Source organism: Adhaeribacter pallidiroseus (genome assembly GCF_003340495.1).
Classification (GTDB): domain Bacteria; phylum Bacteroidota; class Bacteroidia; order Cytophagales; family Hymenobacteraceae; genus Adhaeribacter; species Adhaeribacter pallidiroseus.
The window spans coordinates 2,307,978-2,324,838 of sequence record NZ_QASA01000001.1 but is presented as its reverse complement, the minus strand read 5'-3'; the positions used below and the strand labels follow the sequence as shown (position 1 = coordinate 2,324,838).

Sequence of the window (16,861 nt, the reverse complement as noted above, 5' to 3'; positions counted from 1 at the left end):
TTTAAAATTAAATTTCCCGGTTTGTCCCAGGAATTTCCCGGTTTGTGCCAAAATTTAACATTTTTCAGATTTATTGCACATTTCCGATAATACCGGAAATTTCCAGCCCTCTCCACTTGTACTAGCTTGTACTAGCTTGTACCGACATATACAGACTGAAAGAATATGTGCCCGATATGAATTGTCTATCGGGCATGTATGGCTTTGGCTCGTCCTACCCTTCGCCTCTGGGATGCTACACCTTTGTAGCATAATCCTAGAAGCACATGAAAACAATTACTCTTGACCAACTCCGCACCTTAGCCAAACAATTTAATTTACCACTTGCCGGAGTACGGGCCATGGTGGAAGTAGAAAGCGCGGGCAGTGGCTACGTTCCGGATGGCTCGGGCCGCCCGAAAATTTTATTTGAGCGCCACAAGTTTCACAACTTTACCAACGGCATGTACTCGACTACCCATCCGGTAATTTCCAACAAATTAGCCGGTGGTTATTCAACCGGCGCAACCGCTACCGTTCGCAGTCAAAAGGAATGGTTCCGGATGGCTCAGGCCATTCAACTGGATAGCAAAGCGGCCTTAGCATCGGCGAGTTGGGGCATGGGTCAAGTAATGGGTTATCACTGGCAAAAGCTAGGGTACGCCTCTTTACAGGATTTTGTCAATGCCATGTACGAGAGCGAATATAACCAGCTCGTGGCCATGTTCCGGTATTGCAAGCTGGTTCCCGGCTTAATGGCCGCGATCACGATGGCCGATTGGGATGATGTAGCCCGCATGTACAACGGCGTTTCTTACGCCAAGCACCAATACCACATCAAATTAGCCAAAGCCTACGCCAAATTTAAATTAGAAGCCTAATGCTACCGAATCTCTCTTACGAGTTGTGCGGTTCGCATTTGGGCGGGCTCAGCCAACTTTTTGTCATTCCGGCTGATCAAGTACTCGCGGTGCCCGAGCACCAGGAGTATTTGCTTGGCGCGGACATTGTGCTGGAAGAAGGAACCAGCATGAGCCAGTTAGAATTTCCGGAAGATGCGGCCGAGTTTAAAGAAGATAGCGCCGAAAATGACCACGGCCCCTATTATAAAACCAAGCTGGAGGTTTTCATGCCGAATGACACCCCGCAAATGGCCCAATGGACCAATGCCCTCGGCCAGATAAAATTCTGCCTCGTGGTTTACTGCGACAACAACGGCAACTGGAAAGTAGTGGGATCTCCGGAATTTCCGCTTACTATTTCATCAAGCCTGGAAACCGGTAAAAGTGGCGCTAATAAAAGCGGCACTACTTTCTTGTTTTCGGGCGAAGCCCTGCAAAAAGCATTTTTCTACTACGGAATGGAAGTAGGTGCCCAGGAGCCTAACACTTCCGGCGCACCGGTAACTATTGTCGATGGGAAAGGCCGCATTTTAGCCACCGTACAGCCAGGCGGCACCTTCCAAATTAAATCAGGTTTCTCTTACGGATTTAGAATTTTATCATAATGAGTGCTTTAAAAGACAATTTAGAACAAGAATACACCTACGTTTTTGCCGATAACGAGGAAGGTTTAATTAATGAAAAGGCGCTGCGTGATTTTGTAGATGATGCCAACGAAACTTTCCTTGCCAAAGACGAGCTGCCCGAATTTGAATATTTGCCGGTAGACTCCAGCAACACCACCGGATTTTGGAAAGGATTGCTGGCAACCGGCAAAACTACTTTCGGCTTGGCGCTCGATCGGGTGGCCCAGGCCAAAGCCAGTTTAACCGGGGCATTGTTTACCGGCATGATTAAGATTCGTTTGGCAACTTCGAGCATTGACCAGCCGCATTTTCAATTATGGAATGATACCATTACCGGCAAAGTAAACCAGGAGCAACGGGCCGAAATTTATTTGCGCAATACCGGTGATCTGGAATTTCGCAATGTGACCGGCGAACGCTTTGTTTGGCGCTCCGGTGATTTCGTGCGCGAATTAGCTTATTTAGATGGTGGTGGCAACTTGGTAGTGGCTGGCTCTATTACCGTAAACGGCGTATTATTGGGCACACCTGCGCCCCCGATTCCCAAGGGCGTAGAATGGAAAGTAAAGCCGAGTACGCCAGTAATTGCCGGTAATATTCTTTCTATCGGGCAGGCGACTTACGCCGTGAATGAAGTAGAAAAAACGGCGGCGGCTGTTTCCGAACCTATTTTATTACCAGCGACCGGTAAAAAACAGGTTTGCTCGATAGCGGTAAATTTAACCAGTAATATCTGGTCAATTATTTTTGGCGAACCGGTAGACGACGATAAGAACTATATTTTTCCGGTAGTTGGGGAAAATTTCTTGCACCTCACCTATATTGAATTAAGCAGCATCCAGGCCGTAGTTTACAACAACGACCCGTTCAAGCTGTTAAGTGCGCCGAGTGATTCTACCAAAGATGGATTGACTGCCGGCGCGATCAAGCAGTACTACCTTTTAAAAACGGATTTACCAGCCGCGCCGAATTTAGCGCCCTACGCTTTAAAAAACGACCTGAACCCCTTGGCAACTTCCATCGCGGGAGTAGATGCCAAAGCGGAAGCGGCCATTGCCAAAAATACGACCCAGGACACGCAACTAACCAGTTTAGGCACCCGCGCCACTACCCTGGAGAGTGATGTGGCCTTGTTAAAAACCATCAATGATTACACCAGTTACCGGGATTTAGGTACCAGTACCTTGCCTTCGATTGATGGGAGTTATTATACCACTAAACGCGCTTCAGCCGTTGGCGTAGCCACCGATCTAGGTTCGGGCGCTAGTGTTCTGAATAATATTCGCATTGGCCCCTCCTTGCGCCTTATTCTGGATTCTAAAAACCTCACGGACACCTTAACCGGCTTTTTAGCGACCAATGGCACCTTAAATGTTACGCTCAATGGTTTGACCTATCAAGCCGTGATTGTCGATCAGACCGGCTTTACTTTCATACCGGGAGTGCGCCACGATGTGGAAATTTCCATGATTGAAGCCAAACGCTTCGAAGTCTTTATCAATCCGAAATTATGATAACCATCGCCAAAAAAGCTGCGGCCACCTTTCGGGGCTACGGCTACCGATTCACAGGAAACGAACGCTTGCAGGTTATTCATTCCGGCGTGCAGTCGTATACTTTTCCGGTAATTGTGGGCTTTACTACTTCCAACGTAGTAACCGCGGTTAACCAAATAGTAGCCATGACTTACCGCACCGTAGGCGGGCAAAATGATTGGTGGTTTTTTGGTATTACCACCACCGGCGAACTTTATTTTAATGTAGCCCGGGTGTACGCGGGTATTTCGCAATACAATACCGGCGCGTATCTGGAAAGTAATAAATATTACGAAGTAGGACTGGTGCAGCACCAGGATTACGTCAGTAATGCTTTTGTACCCTTGATGGACGTGTGGTTGAACGGAAAATTTTTAGTGCAGATTCCCGGTTGCTACCAGGGATTCGCCGAAACGGGCACTTTCAGCCTGGGCGCTTATACGCTGGGCACCGCCAATAATTTTACCGGGATTGTTTGGGGCGTAACCAATTTAAAATACTACACTACTAACCAAAATTTTACCCAGCAAACCGCCGCTAATTTTCCGCAAAAAACCTACTACGAACGGGCATTTTTCAAGCATTACAACTCGGGCCGGGGTTGCTGGACAGATAAAGTGTTTCCGGATGCGCAGAAAATCAGTTTTACAACCGGCTTGCTGCAAAAAGTAAGAAACGGCAATACCTATACCGCGCAGCAAATGTACGGTTCTACCAAAGGCGTTACTTGGCAGCACAAAATGAATTTTGAGCAATTTGCACCTTTGCGCATCGGCGATAAAATCCGAGCCGGCAGCGCGGGGCCGGATAGTGCTTCCATAGCCGATTACTGGTACGAAGGAGCCAGCGAATATTTAGCTTCTTTTGCTAAAACCGGCCCTTTGTATCGGGTAGACCAACCGGCCAATACCGATATGCCGAGTAATTTTTTTGGCCGAACAGTCAACCTCGATGGGAACAAGTGGGGCGGCTTAACGGCCAGTGAAACGACCAGCACCACCATAACCAATATTACCGCCTCGCAATTTCAGGCGCAAAATTGTACGCCGCTGGGCTTTGATGAAATGTGCCTGGAACTGGCGGCAAACTGTTTGCTTTATTTTGCCAGTAGCCGGAAAAAGAAAGTAATTATTACCTCGAAAAACAACGTGGTTCGGCTCCCGGTTATCGTTCAGCTAACCAGTAACCCTTTAAACCAAACTTTTGCCTCGGTACTGGACCCGGATATTATTCAGTACCAGGAATTGCGCTGGGGTAGCATTGGCGCGGGTTTAACCGGAGGCATTAGTAAATTTTCGCCCCGGACTACCAACGTCGATTTAACTAATAATTCGGGCTTAACCGGCCCCTTGCCGCAGATTCCCGATACCTTAACCGGTAGTTTAATTTTATCAGGAACCAACCTGACAGCCACCAATGGCTACGATTTTCGCAATACCTATACCCTCTATTGGAACACGGCTTTACTGGCCGGTACATTAAAATTTTTCCGCGTTTGGGATATTCGGAGCACCTGGAGCCACGCGAGCGGCGTAACGCTGGATTTTTCTAACCTCGTGGGCAATGCCAGGCACTTAGGCTATTGCGATCTGTACGGCGGGAAAGTGAACCAGGTATTGCTGCCGACCAACGTTGGCGCGCAACTGTGCTTGTTCAATATGGCTAACAATCCGAATTTAGCACCCTTGGACTTTGGTACCCGAACCGATGCTATTTTCGGGAAAGGCTTCGGTTGGAGTGCCGCCCAGCCGACTACTTTTAATTTAGTGGATAGTGGCATCCATAATTATTTTATGCCATTGGGTACCAAAATACTAAGCAATTACATTTACCTGGTTAGAAATGGCATGAGTTCGGCCAACATCAACGCCAGCCTGGATAGTTTGCTCACCAACATAGCGAATATGGATACGGCCAACGCGAGGCATTTTACTTATTACGGAGCCAACACCGACCCGATCACCAACGATAGCAACCGCCCGAATCGCATTCAGGACGTAATAAACCTGTGTTACAACCAAAGCTACCAGCTACGCCTTAAATACAATTCTAACCAGTTCGAGTCTTATTTAAAAATCGTGGCCATTGCCAAAGTAACCACCTTAGCGACCGATATTATTATTCAACTCCCATACACGGTCAATATTTTTGATTATACCCCGAACTATAATTTTTGTGAGTTGCAGCAAACCGGCAAAGCGGCGCTGGAAACAAGCGCCTGGGTAATTATCAGTAAAGGCACCGATGCCGCCGCCAGTAATAACGGCGCACTTTCTAATTATTACCGGTTACGCCGCAGCGACTACAATAATACCAATTTAACCACCGCCGCAGGAATTTTCCATTTACGCTATAACTAAGAAATTATGACCAGTTCTTTAACTTTTGCTTACGCCCTTAACTCCTTTGAAATAGTACCGGCTGATTATACCGGTAACTGGCAAGTCATTGTAACCGAGCCGGAATTAGGCATCCGGAAGCGGTATATTCTTTTGGGTATTGCCGCCGCCAACCGGGGAGCCGTGGAAGTAGAATACGTGGTACAGCACTTAGCGGCCAACGATTCGATTATTAAGCAGGAGCAGAAAAAATTTAATGCCATTACCCAGGAGAACCAGGCGTACTTCTATTACCTCACTTTAAAGTTAGGGGAGCCGATCGGCGAGCGATTGGATAAAATGCAGGTAAACGGCCTTTTAATTGATGTGTACGGCTTCAGCTACGGTATTTATGGCTCGGATGGAAATTTCTACCCGCCGCTTAGCTTTACGCACCAGGTAGAACCCAATCCGCAATTTCTGGTGAGTGAGGGAACCCCGGCCATTCTGCCGACCTTTGACGAAGAAACCCATTATGAGTTAACGCCCTACGTGCCCGCCGTTGAGCCGGTTTATTCTTATACCGCCACCGTAACCGTTAGCGCCCACGATGGAGCCGCCGCCGAAATGGTACTGTATAAATTAGGCGACTACCAGGTGCAAACTTCCAATGTCTTTGAAAATGTACCCAAAGGCACTTATCTACTTTTTGTAACTACTGCCAGCTCCATGCCATGTACCCGAATAGTAGTAGTCTGAAAACCGGTAACGTATTGCTGTGCCATACCAAGTACTCTCTGGAAGCATTTGCCATTCGGCAAGTACTTGGTTCTAACTGGAACCACGCCGTTTTTGTGGCCGTGATTGCTGATCAAGTATTTATCGTAGAAGCCAAAGGCGGCACCACCCTCCAGCGCACACCTTACGCGGACTGGTGTAAGCAACTCCCGCGGGAAGTAAAATTGTTAAGTGGATCCTGTGATTTAGCCCAGGTACTCGCCTACGAAGGTTTGCCTTACGATTACTGGAGTTGCGTCAATCACGTTTGGCGCAAATTATTTAACAAGTGGTTTGGCCGGCGAGCCGGAGCCGGAGCCAAACGCCTTTATTGCTTTGAATTTATTGCCTTGGTCTACCAAATCCCGAATTGGTGGGAAGCAACCCCCCAGTCGATAGAAGCCTATTTAACCGCGAAACCAGCTTAACTTTCCCGTCCTACTTTCGGGCATTCCCGCCTACCATCTTTGCTTACTTTTTAACGAATGGCAAGTGCCTTTCGGCCAAGTAGCAAAGAAAATGATCGAATTACTAGAACAATCAGTTTGGGCCATAGACCCACGGTACGTAGCGCAACACGAAAGCATTATTTCTAAAATGTTTTCGAGTGGTTCTGCCGATGTAGCCGCCTTAGAAAAAGCAAAGTCCATGCGCCCTACGATGCAGGTAGCTGTTATTGGGGCCGGTGAGATTGGTTGTTCTATTCTTTCTTTTGAAGCTGCCGCCGGCCGCAGCGCCGCCAGCCAGGAACAACGGGTAGCCGTGATTCCTTTGGTTGGTCCGGTGATGAAAAACGGCAATATGTGTGCTTATGGCTCTAAAGATGTTATTGCCTGGGTAGAACAAGCCAATGCCGACGCCAGCATTTCCGCAATGGTTCTGCTGGTAGATTCTCCCGGTGGGGCCGTGGATGGTACGGAAGCTCTGGGAGCTGCTATTAGTGCCAGCGCCAAACCCATTGTAGGGTACGTGGATGGACTAGCTGCCAGTGCCGCTTATTGGGCCATTTCGCAAACCAGCGAAATTTTCATTTCCTCGAGAACGACCGCTTGGGCCGGTTCCATTGGAACGCTGATAAAACACATGGATATAAGCAAAAACCTGGAAGCGCAAGGCGTGAAAGTTACTTATATCACCGCTGATCGCAGCACCGATAAAGTAAAAGGAAACAGCACCGAGCCCCTTTCCGAAGAAGCCATTGCCGATTTTAAAGCCGATTTAAATTCCATCAACGATACTTTTATTAGTACCGTGAAAGCCGGTCGTGGCGCAAAAATTACTTCCGAGGAAGTATTCACGGCTAAAGTTTACAACGGCAAAGATGCTATCAAATTAGGCTTGGTAGACAAAGTAGGCTCTTTACAAGATGCCGTTTCCCGGGCCGCTAAACTGGCTAAAACCCCCGCACAATCTCAAAATTCAAATAATTCTCAAAAATCTGATATGCTAAAATTTCCCAAACTGGCGAGCCTTTTAGGTCTGGCCCCATCTGCTGCTGTCGAAGGTACAGAAGTAGATGCCACTACCGAAGCGGTAGTTGATCAAGTAACGGCTGATGCCGATTTAACCGATGTACAGGCCCAGGCCGCCGAAAGTGCGCTTGCTGCTCTGGAAACAGAACGGGATGCCGCCTTGGATAAAGTTGCAGGCTTAGAAGCCACTATTGCCACTTTAACCGGCGAGAAAACAGCTCTTACCACCGATAAAGCTGATTTACAAGCCAAACTTACCACACTGGAACAATGGAAAGCCAACGCCGCCAAGCCCGGAGCGAAAGCGGAAGATACGCTAACCAATCCGGTTGCCGATGCTGCCCCGAAAGCACCGTGGGAATTGGAAGCCGACAAATACAAAGCAGAATTAGCCCAAAAGTAATAAGCCCACAACACCCTAAAACAAACCCTAAACCCTAAAACAATTTTTCAATCCCTTATTCAAAATTTTTATGGCAGATGTAATTGATTTTTCAGCCTTACCGGACAAGCTAAAAGCATATAGCTTGTCTAACAGTTCCTCAATCCTAACCAAGTTATTAATTGATGGAATGTCTTTTCTTTCTTATGCGCAATTGTTAATCGGTAATGATGAAATATCACTTACGGAATTAGTAATCGGCGAAGTGCTGCAACCAGGTGGCAAAGATGATTTCAACCCCAAAGGTGGGTTTAAATTCAAAGCCCGGATTGGTAAAGTACGCCCTTGTAAAGTGGATTTAACTTTCAAGCAAAGCGACATTGACCGTATCTGGAAATCTTACCTGGGTGAAATTGCCAAGGCTGCGGCTAAAAGCTCTCCTTACGATTTGCCTTTTGAATCTTTCTTCATGGGTAAAATTGTAGAAAAAGCGCAAGCTGATCTGCGTTTGAAAGCAGTTTACAAAGGCGTTCACAATCCAACCGGAACGGCTGCTGCTGACACCATGAATGGTTATTTAACCATTTTAAAAGCAATGATTACAGCCGGCGAAGTACCTGCTGCTAACATTTTTGCCGGTGCCCCGATTACCGAAACGAACGCTCTGGAGCAATTCAAAGGCGTTAAGAAATTGGTAGCTGAAGAATACCGTGACCAGCCATTAATTTGCTTGGCGGCTCCTAGCAAAATAGAGGCTTACATGGAAGATTACCAAATTACCCACGGTAGCCTGCCATACAATACCGAGTTCAAGAAATCTGGTATTGAAGGTTCTAATATCCGTTTTATTGCCGAGCCTTCTATGGCTGGTTCTAACCGGATTATCATCACTCCGGAAGTAAACATTTTCTGGTTAGCTAACAACTTAGCCAATGTTAACTCCATCATTATTGAGAAAGAGAAAAGAAACATTCACGTTCTGATGGATTTCGAGTGCGCTCCCGAATTTGGGGTAGGTGCTTTAGTTTGGACCAACGACCAAGAATAGTATAACCCGCAATTTTTTACCCCTAGTGGCTGGCCCCGTAAGGCCAGCCACAATTTAAACAATCGAAAAATCCTTTAATCAATCCATAGGCATGATACCTAAAATATTTAAAACCTTGTTCACCGTAGCCTTAACTGTATTAGGCTTGGTATTTTTCACCGAAACCCACGGCCTCACCCATTTAGGCGTGAGCGAAGCCCTCGGCTTAGCTTCTTCTACTTCAATGGTTCTGGCTACTTGTATTTCGGTAGCATCCATCAAAGAAGATGAGTGCGGCGCTAACACCGGCGGCTTGTACGAACTGTACGTTGTTTTGAAACGCGATATTTTAACCTGGCCTGGCTTTAAAGCAGGCTCTAAAGTAGTTCTGGATGGCGATATAGTGCTTAAAACCGGCAAGAAATGGGCTAAGTGGGACTTTGCCGAAGATACCGGCGAGATAACATTCAAATCCGAAGGAGAAGCCGGCAGCCAAACTTTCAGCCAGGAAACCGGCGTGTACATTCCACGGATGAACGAAGAAATCGCGGAAGTAGTGGCCAACGCCTTGAATGGCAAATTTGTCGTGGCGGTAAAAACGCCGGACGATAAAGTAATGATCGGTGGTTCCCAAAAGCGCCCGATGAAATTTGATATTGACTACAAATCCGGCAAAAAATACAATGATAAAAACGGTGGCGATTATAAGTTTACCGTGGGTACCAACCACCCGCCGTTGTTTTACGATGGAGAACTGGAATCGGAAGCTCCGGCCGTAGTTTAAGTAAGCCCAACGGCTCTTTCGCCCTAACGAGCATCTAGCACCAGGACTGACACGAGATTCAGTATGCCCCAATAGCAGATTAGCGACCCGATAGGCAAAGAGCCGCCCTACTTAAATCTTAATCCCTAACCCCGTAAGGTTAAGGATTTTTTTTTGTTGCGTTGCACGTAATTTCTGGTAGATTTGTCTGTATAGCAATCAAACCGCCAAAAATGGATAAAATCAAGTTGTGGCTTGATTCCGAAACTAAAGACTATCAAGAAGGAATCCTACTTTTAGAGAAAGCCACCAAAAACCGCACCCTAGTAAGTAACCTCCGCCGCAAGGAAAATAATGCCAATACCGCCAAGCTTGCTTACGAACTCGGAAAGATTTACGCAACTGCCCGAATTGAGGCAGAGGCTAATGAGAACCCCCAAATTTCCTTTGTGGCTATTGATGAAGCAAACCAGTTGAACCAGGAGCCGCTAAAATTGGAGCAACCCGTTCCTAACTTTCCACCAGGTACCCCGGCCACTGGTCAAAATCCAGAGCCACCGAAAGAACCGGAAAAAGTGGATGCCGGTACGCTGGCAGCTCTCCAAACCATTGACCAGGAGAATCGCACCTTATCGTTGGAAGAAGTAGACAAAAAAATGCAAAGCCTCTTTAACGAAAAGGCGATGCTGTCGAATACCTTGGCTGATCTGGCTACGGATGAAGAAAGGGCCCAAACTGTAAAAGCGATTGCGGATAAGCAGGAGCATTATAACCAGCTCGCTCAGGCTAAGCAATACTTTCAGGAACACGGTAAATTTCCGGAAGCGGAACCGGTACCCAATGCCGAAAATACCGAGGACAAAGCCACCCTAATTGAGGTACGTAACCGCCTTCGTAGTAGCGTGAGCAAAGCCAAAAAAGCCTTAGAAGCCAAACCGGATGATGTTACCAAGCAGGAAAAATTGGCGAAACTGGAAATAGAGCTAAACGCAGTTGAAGCCAAAATCAAACTTGTAGGTTAATGGCAGAGGAACAGAGAAAACCGGCGTTCGAGTCGCAACAATTCATCCGGGATTTTTTTAATGGTAAGAACTATAATATTTGGTTTCAAAATGGCTTTGATGGTAAATCCGTGTTGCGAATTGATGCCGGACCAGGTACCGAGCCAATAGATGAATTTAGATTCTATTGTGATCTGTGGCCGCACCAAATCCAAGATCCGGTGATTATGGAAGTTACTTGTAAGAAGGCCCAGGCAGAAATTGACCGGTACGTGAATGCGCGCAAAAAGTCGGAGTTCTACCACATACCGGTGCCCAAAATTCATTTAAATTGATCATAAAAGCTTTTTCGTAGTTTTCTTAATAGTATACTCATTGGTGTTCTTAAAAGGCCCGGTTACCCTGTAGCTGGGCCTTTTTGTACGTTACTGTCTCGTCCTACCCTTGTCTCAAGCTTTGCTGCACCTTCGTAGCAAAGCTTTTTATATGGCAAAAACAGAACTATTAGGAAAGGGCGATAAGCTGGATAAATACCGGGATCATCTGCTTAGCAATGCCGCATTAACTCCGGAGCAAACGGAAATGCTAGCCAAATACCGCCGGGCCAATGCTCTGCTGTGTAATGGCTATTCCCGTTTGCGCACTATTACCATTCTAACCAAAGAATGCCTGGTAGCGCACGGCTATGCTTATAGCCTAGTACGCGATACCATTGAGCTCTTCGGCGATATAACTAAGTCGGAGAAGGATGGCATGCGCTACATCGCCTACGAAAACTTTATACGGGCCGCAAAGTTGGCTCAAAAGCAAAAAGATTACAATGCCATGATCCGGGCCCAGGAAAATGCCGCTCGAATTTATGATTTGTACACGGTAAGCGAACAGGTTATGAATCCGCAAGATTTCGTGAAACCAACCGAAATCATCTTTACGACCGATGCGCAAGTGCTGATTGACCATCAAAAAGAAGAAACAATAGATACCGATTACCAGGAAGCAGACGATGAAGAAGGTAAGTAGGGTCTACGTGAATGATAAACAGCGCCGTTTTCTGAGTGCCCGGCAGAAAAGACGTGGTTTTGTGGGTGGTAGAGGATCCGGTAAGTCTACGGTTTACGGGCATCGCACTTACCTGAATTATAATGCCCTGGCCCGCGCTAAATTCTTTCTGGCTGGTTTAACTTATAACCAGGCTTACACCAAAACGCTCCCTTCCGCTATGGATGCCTGGCATGCCTGCGGCTTACGGGAATTTGATAAGAAAACCGGTTTAGGGCATTACGTGGTTTGCCAACGCCCACCCGCCCATTTTATGAAGCCTTACCAAGCTCCGCGCAAGTACGAAAATGCTATTACCTTCATCAATGGGTATACCATCGAAGTACTTTCCATGGATCGGCCGGATAGTGGGAGAGGTGGTAATTACGACGGCGGCGACGTGGATGAAAGCGCCCTATTTAAGCGCGAAGTGATTTTTAAGGTGCTGCGCCCGATGATCCGGGGCAACATCTACCGATTCACGCACTACCTGCACCAAAGTTTTTGTGATTATACTTCGGTGCCCTGGTTACCGAGTGGCCAGTGGGTGTTTGAAACGGAAGAGAATGCTAAATCGCATCCGGAAGATTATTTCTTTCTCGAGAGTACGGCTTACGATAACGTGGCCGTATTGGGAGCAGGCTATCTCGCCGGTCTCAAACAGGAAATGAGCAGCATCGAGTTTGATGTAGAGGTAATGAATAAACGCCTGAAGAAACTCCCGAATAGTTTCTATCCGGCGTTTAATGAAGATCGGCACCTGAAGTTTGATACTTATTCCTACCAGTATGATGAGGAAACCGGCATTTGGGTCATGGGTAATAACTTTTATAAACCGAGTGCGCCCCTGGAAACCAGTTGGGATTTCAATGCCGCCTTTACTTCCATGATCGTCTGTCAGGAAACCAGTAGCGAGTTCCGGTGTGTGGATGCCCTTTGGAAGAAACAAGCCGAAGATAAATCACTCGTGATAGCTCTTACGGAACAATTTTGTGAGGACTATGCCGGCCACCAATGTAAAGAAGTGCTGATATACGGGGATAGAAACGGGAATAATAAAAGCGCTGGTGATAACAAAACCTTTTATGACCATATTCAAGAAACCCTGAGGGCTAATGGCTGGGAACCTACCTTAATGGTAGAAGGCCTGGATCCGGACCACCGCTTGAAGCACATCCTGATCAATGAACTCTTGGCAGAAACCAACTCTCGCTTACCTAAGATCCGACTGCACCAGGACAAATGCAAGTTTCTGGCAATTTCCATTCAGAACTCACCTATTCTACCGGATTGGAAGAAATGTAAAAAGAGTGAAGGATTGCTGATGGAACAGGAACGGGCTACCCACTTAGCTGACTGTTTCGATAACATCGTGTACCGCAAGTATGCCCACATGTTCGGCGTACAAACAAGCCTCGCTGGATTGGTATACACCATCTAACTGAAGAAACTTCCCTATAACAAGGCGTACAGGATCCTGCACGCTTTTTTTGTTGCTCCTTTTATAATGGAAATTTCCAATGGAAAGTGCCTTAGTAAGCTGCAAAGGGCTATTTGGTGGCGGCGGGAGGGCCTTTCATATATCCCTGATTTTTTTGATTGGAAATTTCCAAACCGCTAAAGGGCGCGCAGTCAACAGTGCGTTATACCTCATTTTTCAAGCTCTTTTTCGAAACAAGTAGCAGATTTTAAGGCAATTACAAAAAATTTGACCGCAAAACTTTTTCGGCAGCTTACGTCCTACCCTCTAGCTCCAGTTTCCAGTAACATTGCTAAAAAAACACAATGTCAGAAACGAGAATCAGAATGGCCCAGGTACTTGCCGAGATAGACCAATACGAAATCGGTGGCCGGCTGCATACCTTTTCCTTAAACTACATCAAAACAAACGGGCAAAAAGGATTTAAAGAAAGAGTCCGGAAGTCGGGCAATTATTCTAATCATCCGACCGAGGGAACCAAGAAGGAATCCGGTAACAAATTTCGCATTAACATCAAAAATAACGGCTTGTTCATGCTGGTAGATAACAGGACCGGTCAGCCATTCGCCTTAAAAATTTCTCTTTTAACTCACTATAACGGCCAACGCATACGACACTAATGGAATCAGTAATTGAAGCAGGCGAAAACTTCTATGTTTTGCGCGATGCACAAGCAGTCGTGGAATTTTCGGGAGGAACCCGCAAAGACAATCTGTTCGCAGAAAAAAATATTACCACCTCGGGCGGCTGGAAAGTAGCCAAGTGGGGAGCCGATAACCTGAAGCCCCAAAATATGTTGCACCTGGTGTACGGCAACCACATTAAACCGCAGTTGATTTATACCAGCCGCGACTTTTTACTAGGTTCCCGGTTATCCATCTTCGAAAGAAAAATTGTAACCAACCCGACTACCGGCAAAAATGAAATTGCTTTAGAGCCGGTTATTAACCCGCAGTTGGAGGATTGGTTAGAGGAAACCGATGCCGATAATTACATGCGCAGCGCCGCCTACAACCTGGAGTTTGCGCACAATGTTTTTACCTCTTTTAGCCTGGACACTTCCAGTAACCTTACTTTAAAATCCTGGGATTGTACGGACGTACGGGCCGCGCAGATGTTAGCCAAACAGCAAAACATCGAGCAGTACTTATTGCATCCGGATTGGGCCAACTACAAAGAATCCGACTTAGCAAATTTGCCCGCCTTCGACCGCATCAACCCGACTAAGTTTGGTGATTTCATGTACCACGGCAGGGATAGAGTTCCCGGCCAACCCTACTACGATGTACCGCCTTGGTGGGGAACCGAGGAATGGACGCGGGTTAGTAACCTGATTCCAAACTTCCATAAAAGCGGCCTGAAAAACGGCTATAACATCAAGTATCACATCAAGATACCGGCGAATTATTTTGACCAATTCAAAACCAATGACGAGAAGAAAAAAGAAGAAACTCGGCTAATGGGAGTGATGAACGAAATGTTAGCGGGCACCGAAAACGCGGATAAAGCCTTTGTTAGCAAGTTTTTGGTAGATGCCAATGGCAAACAAATACCAGGATGGGAGATACTGCCTATTGAAAATAAGATGTCCGACGATGCTTATACAAATGTAAATAATCAGTCCAACATAGCGCATACAAGCGGGCATGGTATCGATCCAAGTCTAGCCGGAATTGATACGGGCGGCAAGTTAGGCGGTTCCGGCTCCGAAAAGCGGATTTCTTACCAACTGCATATAGCCCTACGCACGCCGAATAAGCGCAAAATTTTACTCGAACCATTTAACAAGGTAGCCAAACCAATTTTGAAATGGTGGCCGCGCGAGCAGTTTATTGGCTTTGAAGATATAAGCCTCACTACGCTGGACCAGAACCCGACCGGCCAACAAAAAACCGTAAATAATAACCAATAAGATGCTATTAAATTCTACGCCCGACCTGAAATTGTATTACGGCACTTTGTCGAAAAATACCACCTTTGCCACCCTTAAACCCTTTGTGATACTGGCAACGCAGAAATATTTAGTACCGGCCATTGGTTCGGCATTTTTAAACGAACTAACCACCGGCATCACGGTAACAGCTCCCGATAGTTTAAGCGTGGTGGCTTTCGAGGGCGTAACCGCCGAGCTGTACGCATTATTAGCCGCTTCGCTGGCTTATTATACTATGCTGGAGGCCCAACCCTTCTTAACCCAGCAAACCGGTAATTTGGGTACCCAGGAAGCCAATGTTAAGGATATGATGCCCGTTCGCCAATGGGTATACAATCAAGCCGAAAATGCCACGGCGGAAAATGCCGACCGGCTTTTAGATGCTGCCTTGGAATTGCTGGAAAAAGATGCCGAGCTGTTTGCTTTCTGGAAAAATTCCGAGCAGTATACCATTTCTTCTAGTTTGCTAATTTCTTCTACGGCCGAGTTGAACCGGTACGTTAATATTCAGAATAGCCGGCGGGCTTATCTGGCGTTGCGGCCCTATCTGGAGCGAGCCGAAATTTTATACATCGCTCCGGAAGTAGGCGACGAGTTGCTAGCCGAGTTAAAGCAATTGTCTGCAGCTCCGAATCCGGAATTAAATACCCTGGCCGCCAAAATTAAACCGGCGCTGGCGCAATTTGCCTTGAAAGAAGCCCTACCGGATTTGCCCATGGTAATAAGTGGTACCGGCATCAGAATCTTAAACGAGAACGATGGTATTCGTTCCCGGCTGGCCGCTTCGGAATCGCAAATTGCTAACCTGGCTACTAAAGCCGAACTGCTAGCGAACCGCTACATGGCCGAGGTATTGCGCCAGTTAGATCTAACCAACCAAACCGGCGAAAACTTGCCCGCCGATAAAAACCAAACGTGGCAGGCACCAGATAACACGGATTCAGCATCTTTTTGGGTATGAAAAAGCTACCAACCCCCACCTTTGACTTGCTTAACTACCAAGTATTTATTCACTCCATCGGGGCACTAATCGGCCTTATTTATGGCTTTGTAGATAGCCATATCTGGAGTCCAGCCGAAACTTATTTTCTGGTAATGTCGCTGGTACTCCTGGATTTTTGCACGGGCATTTTGTACGCCTACAAATCCAAAGGCTACTGCGAAATTAAAGCCCAACGGGTTATTTTTACCATGCTGGCCTATACTTCTTTGCTATTTTATACTTTCCAGTTCAGCAAAGCCGGAGGCGTAATGCCGCTCCTGACGCACATTGTATTCGTGCCGATGGTCGCCGTAACCATGATTTCGCTCGTTAAAAATTTCCGCTTGTTAGGCTGGATTAATAGAGATTTAGCCTTTACCATCAATCAAAAGTTGGATTCTAAAATTAAAGAAGATGCGCTTAACGTCAACCCGGCTGCTAGTGAGCCAGTTTTGCCTACTGTTAATTAAAATTTTAGCGGAACGTTACCCCGTTAGCCAGGCTCCGTTTTGGGTTTGGTTGCTGGTCGGTAGCCAGGTATTATTCGTGTTGTGGGTAGCGGTACTGGCCTGCTTTAAGGCTCCGATTACGGTAACTTTTCCCGGCCATTCCAATCCACCCCCACCACCTTTAGAACCAGCCAAAA

At 46.7% G+C, this 16,861-nt stretch carries 18 protein-coding genes; 17 read left to right on the top strand and 1 reads right to left on the bottom strand.

Translation table 11 applies throughout. From position 1 onward, the window contains the following. Positions 1-266 precede the first annotated feature (266 nt). The 17 genes from AHMF7616_RS09175 (at position 267) to AHMF7616_RS09095 (ending at position 16,685) form a co-directional block, all read left to right on the top strand. A complete protein-coding gene (locus AHMF7616_RS09175; RefSeq protein WP_115372622.1) occupies positions 267-860 on the top strand; it encodes an N-acetylmuramidase family protein in 594 nt (197 codons plus the stop codon). Then, positions 860-1,486 carry a hypothetical protein gene (locus AHMF7616_RS09170; RefSeq protein WP_115372621.1) on the top strand — a complete coding sequence of 209 codons (627 nt, stop codon included), beginning with the start codon at positions 860-862 and terminating at the stop codon, positions 1,484-1,486. The genes AHMF7616_RS09175 and AHMF7616_RS09170 overlap by 1 nt, the downstream gene beginning before the upstream one ends. Further along, complete coding sequence (locus tag AHMF7616_RS09165) at positions 1,486-3,021, top strand: hypothetical protein (protein WP_115372620.1); 1,536 nt, start codon at positions 1,486-1,488, stop codon at positions 3,019-3,021. Before AHMF7616_RS09170 ends, AHMF7616_RS09165 begins: the two co-directional genes overlap by 1 nt. Further along, positions 3,018-5,402, top strand: coding sequence for a hypothetical protein (locus tag AHMF7616_RS09160; RefSeq protein WP_115372619.1), 2,385 nt, complete (start codon positions 3,018-3,020; stop codon positions 5,400-5,402). The genes AHMF7616_RS09165 and AHMF7616_RS09160 overlap by 4 nt, the downstream gene beginning before the upstream one ends. 6 nt (positions 5,403-5,408) lie before the next feature. Continuing rightward, positions 5,409-6,119 (top strand): hypothetical protein, encoded by a 711-nt coding sequence (locus AHMF7616_RS09155; protein ID WP_115372618.1) that lies wholly within the window; start codon positions 5,409-5,411, stop codon positions 6,117-6,119. Then, the gene (locus AHMF7616_RS09150; RefSeq protein ID WP_115372617.1) at positions 6,095-6,565 is read left to right on the top strand and encodes a YiiX/YebB-like N1pC/P60 family cysteine hydrolase; all 471 of its coding nucleotides are present in this window, start codon (positions 6,095-6,097) and stop codon (positions 6,563-6,565) included. Before AHMF7616_RS09155 ends, AHMF7616_RS09150 begins: the two co-directional genes overlap by 25 nt. A 91-nt stretch (positions 6,566-6,656) precedes the next feature. Next, positions 6,657-8,012, top strand: coding sequence for a S49 family peptidase (locus AHMF7616_RS09145; RefSeq protein WP_147275644.1), 1,356 nt, complete (start codon positions 6,657-6,659; stop codon positions 8,010-8,012). A 70-nt stretch (positions 8,013-8,082) separates the two neighbouring features. Beyond that, a complete protein-coding gene (locus tag AHMF7616_RS09140) occupies positions 8,083-9,039 on the top strand; it encodes a hypothetical protein (protein WP_115372615.1) in 957 nt (318 codons plus the stop codon). A gap of 91 nt (positions 9,040-9,130) precedes the next feature. Continuing rightward, on the top strand, positions 9,131-9,802 hold the full coding sequence (locus tag AHMF7616_RS09135; RefSeq protein WP_115372614.1) for a hypothetical protein: 672 nt from the start codon (positions 9,131-9,133) through the stop codon (positions 9,800-9,802). 212 nt (positions 9,803-10,014) lie between these two features. Further along, the gene (locus AHMF7616_RS09130) at positions 10,015-10,803 is read left to right on the top strand and encodes a hypothetical protein (protein ID WP_115372613.1); all 789 of its coding nucleotides are present in this window, start codon (positions 10,015-10,017) and stop codon (positions 10,801-10,803) included. Next, on the top strand, positions 10,803-11,117 hold the full coding sequence (locus tag AHMF7616_RS09125; protein ID WP_115372612.1) for a hypothetical protein: 315 nt from the start codon (positions 10,803-10,805) through the stop codon (positions 11,115-11,117). The genes AHMF7616_RS09130 and AHMF7616_RS09125 overlap by 1 nt, the downstream gene beginning before the upstream one ends. Positions 11,118-11,268: 151 nt before the next feature. Beyond that, positions 11,269-11,802, top strand: coding sequence for a hypothetical protein (locus AHMF7616_RS09120; protein WP_115372611.1), 534 nt, complete (start codon positions 11,269-11,271; stop codon positions 11,800-11,802). Then, positions 11,786-13,261: a hypothetical protein gene (locus AHMF7616_RS09115; protein ID WP_115372610.1), complete on the top strand. Its 1,476-nt coding sequence runs from the start codon at positions 11,786-11,788 to the stop codon at positions 13,259-13,261. The genes AHMF7616_RS09120 and AHMF7616_RS09115 overlap by 17 nt, the downstream gene beginning before the upstream one ends. A 344-nt stretch (positions 13,262-13,605) precedes the next feature. Beyond that, positions 13,606-13,920 carry a hypothetical protein gene (locus AHMF7616_RS09110; RefSeq protein WP_147275643.1) on the top strand — a complete coding sequence of 105 codons (315 nt, stop codon included), beginning with the start codon at positions 13,606-13,608 and terminating at the stop codon, positions 13,918-13,920. Continuing rightward, complete coding sequence (locus AHMF7616_RS09105; RefSeq protein ID WP_115372608.1) at positions 13,920-15,212, top strand: hypothetical protein; 1,293 nt, start codon at positions 13,920-13,922, stop codon at positions 15,210-15,212. Before AHMF7616_RS09110 ends, AHMF7616_RS09105 begins: the two co-directional genes overlap by 1 nt. Before the next feature lies 1 nt (position 15,213). Beyond that, on the top strand, positions 15,214-16,194 hold the full coding sequence (locus tag AHMF7616_RS09100; RefSeq protein ID WP_115372607.1) for a DUF6712 family protein: 981 nt from the start codon (positions 15,214-15,216) through the stop codon (positions 16,192-16,194). Continuing rightward, on the top strand, positions 16,191-16,685 hold the full coding sequence (locus AHMF7616_RS09095; RefSeq protein WP_115372606.1) for a hypothetical protein: 495 nt from the start codon (positions 16,191-16,193) through the stop codon (positions 16,683-16,685). The genes AHMF7616_RS09100 and AHMF7616_RS09095 overlap by 4 nt, the downstream gene beginning before the upstream one ends. A 15-nt stretch (positions 16,686-16,700) precedes the next feature. Here the strand turns inward: AHMF7616_RS09095 and AHMF7616_RS26350 are convergent, their stop codons facing one another. Continuing rightward, positions 16,701-16,859 carry a hypothetical protein gene (locus tag AHMF7616_RS26350; RefSeq protein WP_158546124.1) on the bottom strand — a complete coding sequence of 53 codons (159 nt, stop codon included), beginning with the start codon at positions 16,857-16,859 and terminating at the stop codon, positions 16,701-16,703. Positions 16,860-16,861: the final 2 nt, after the last annotated feature.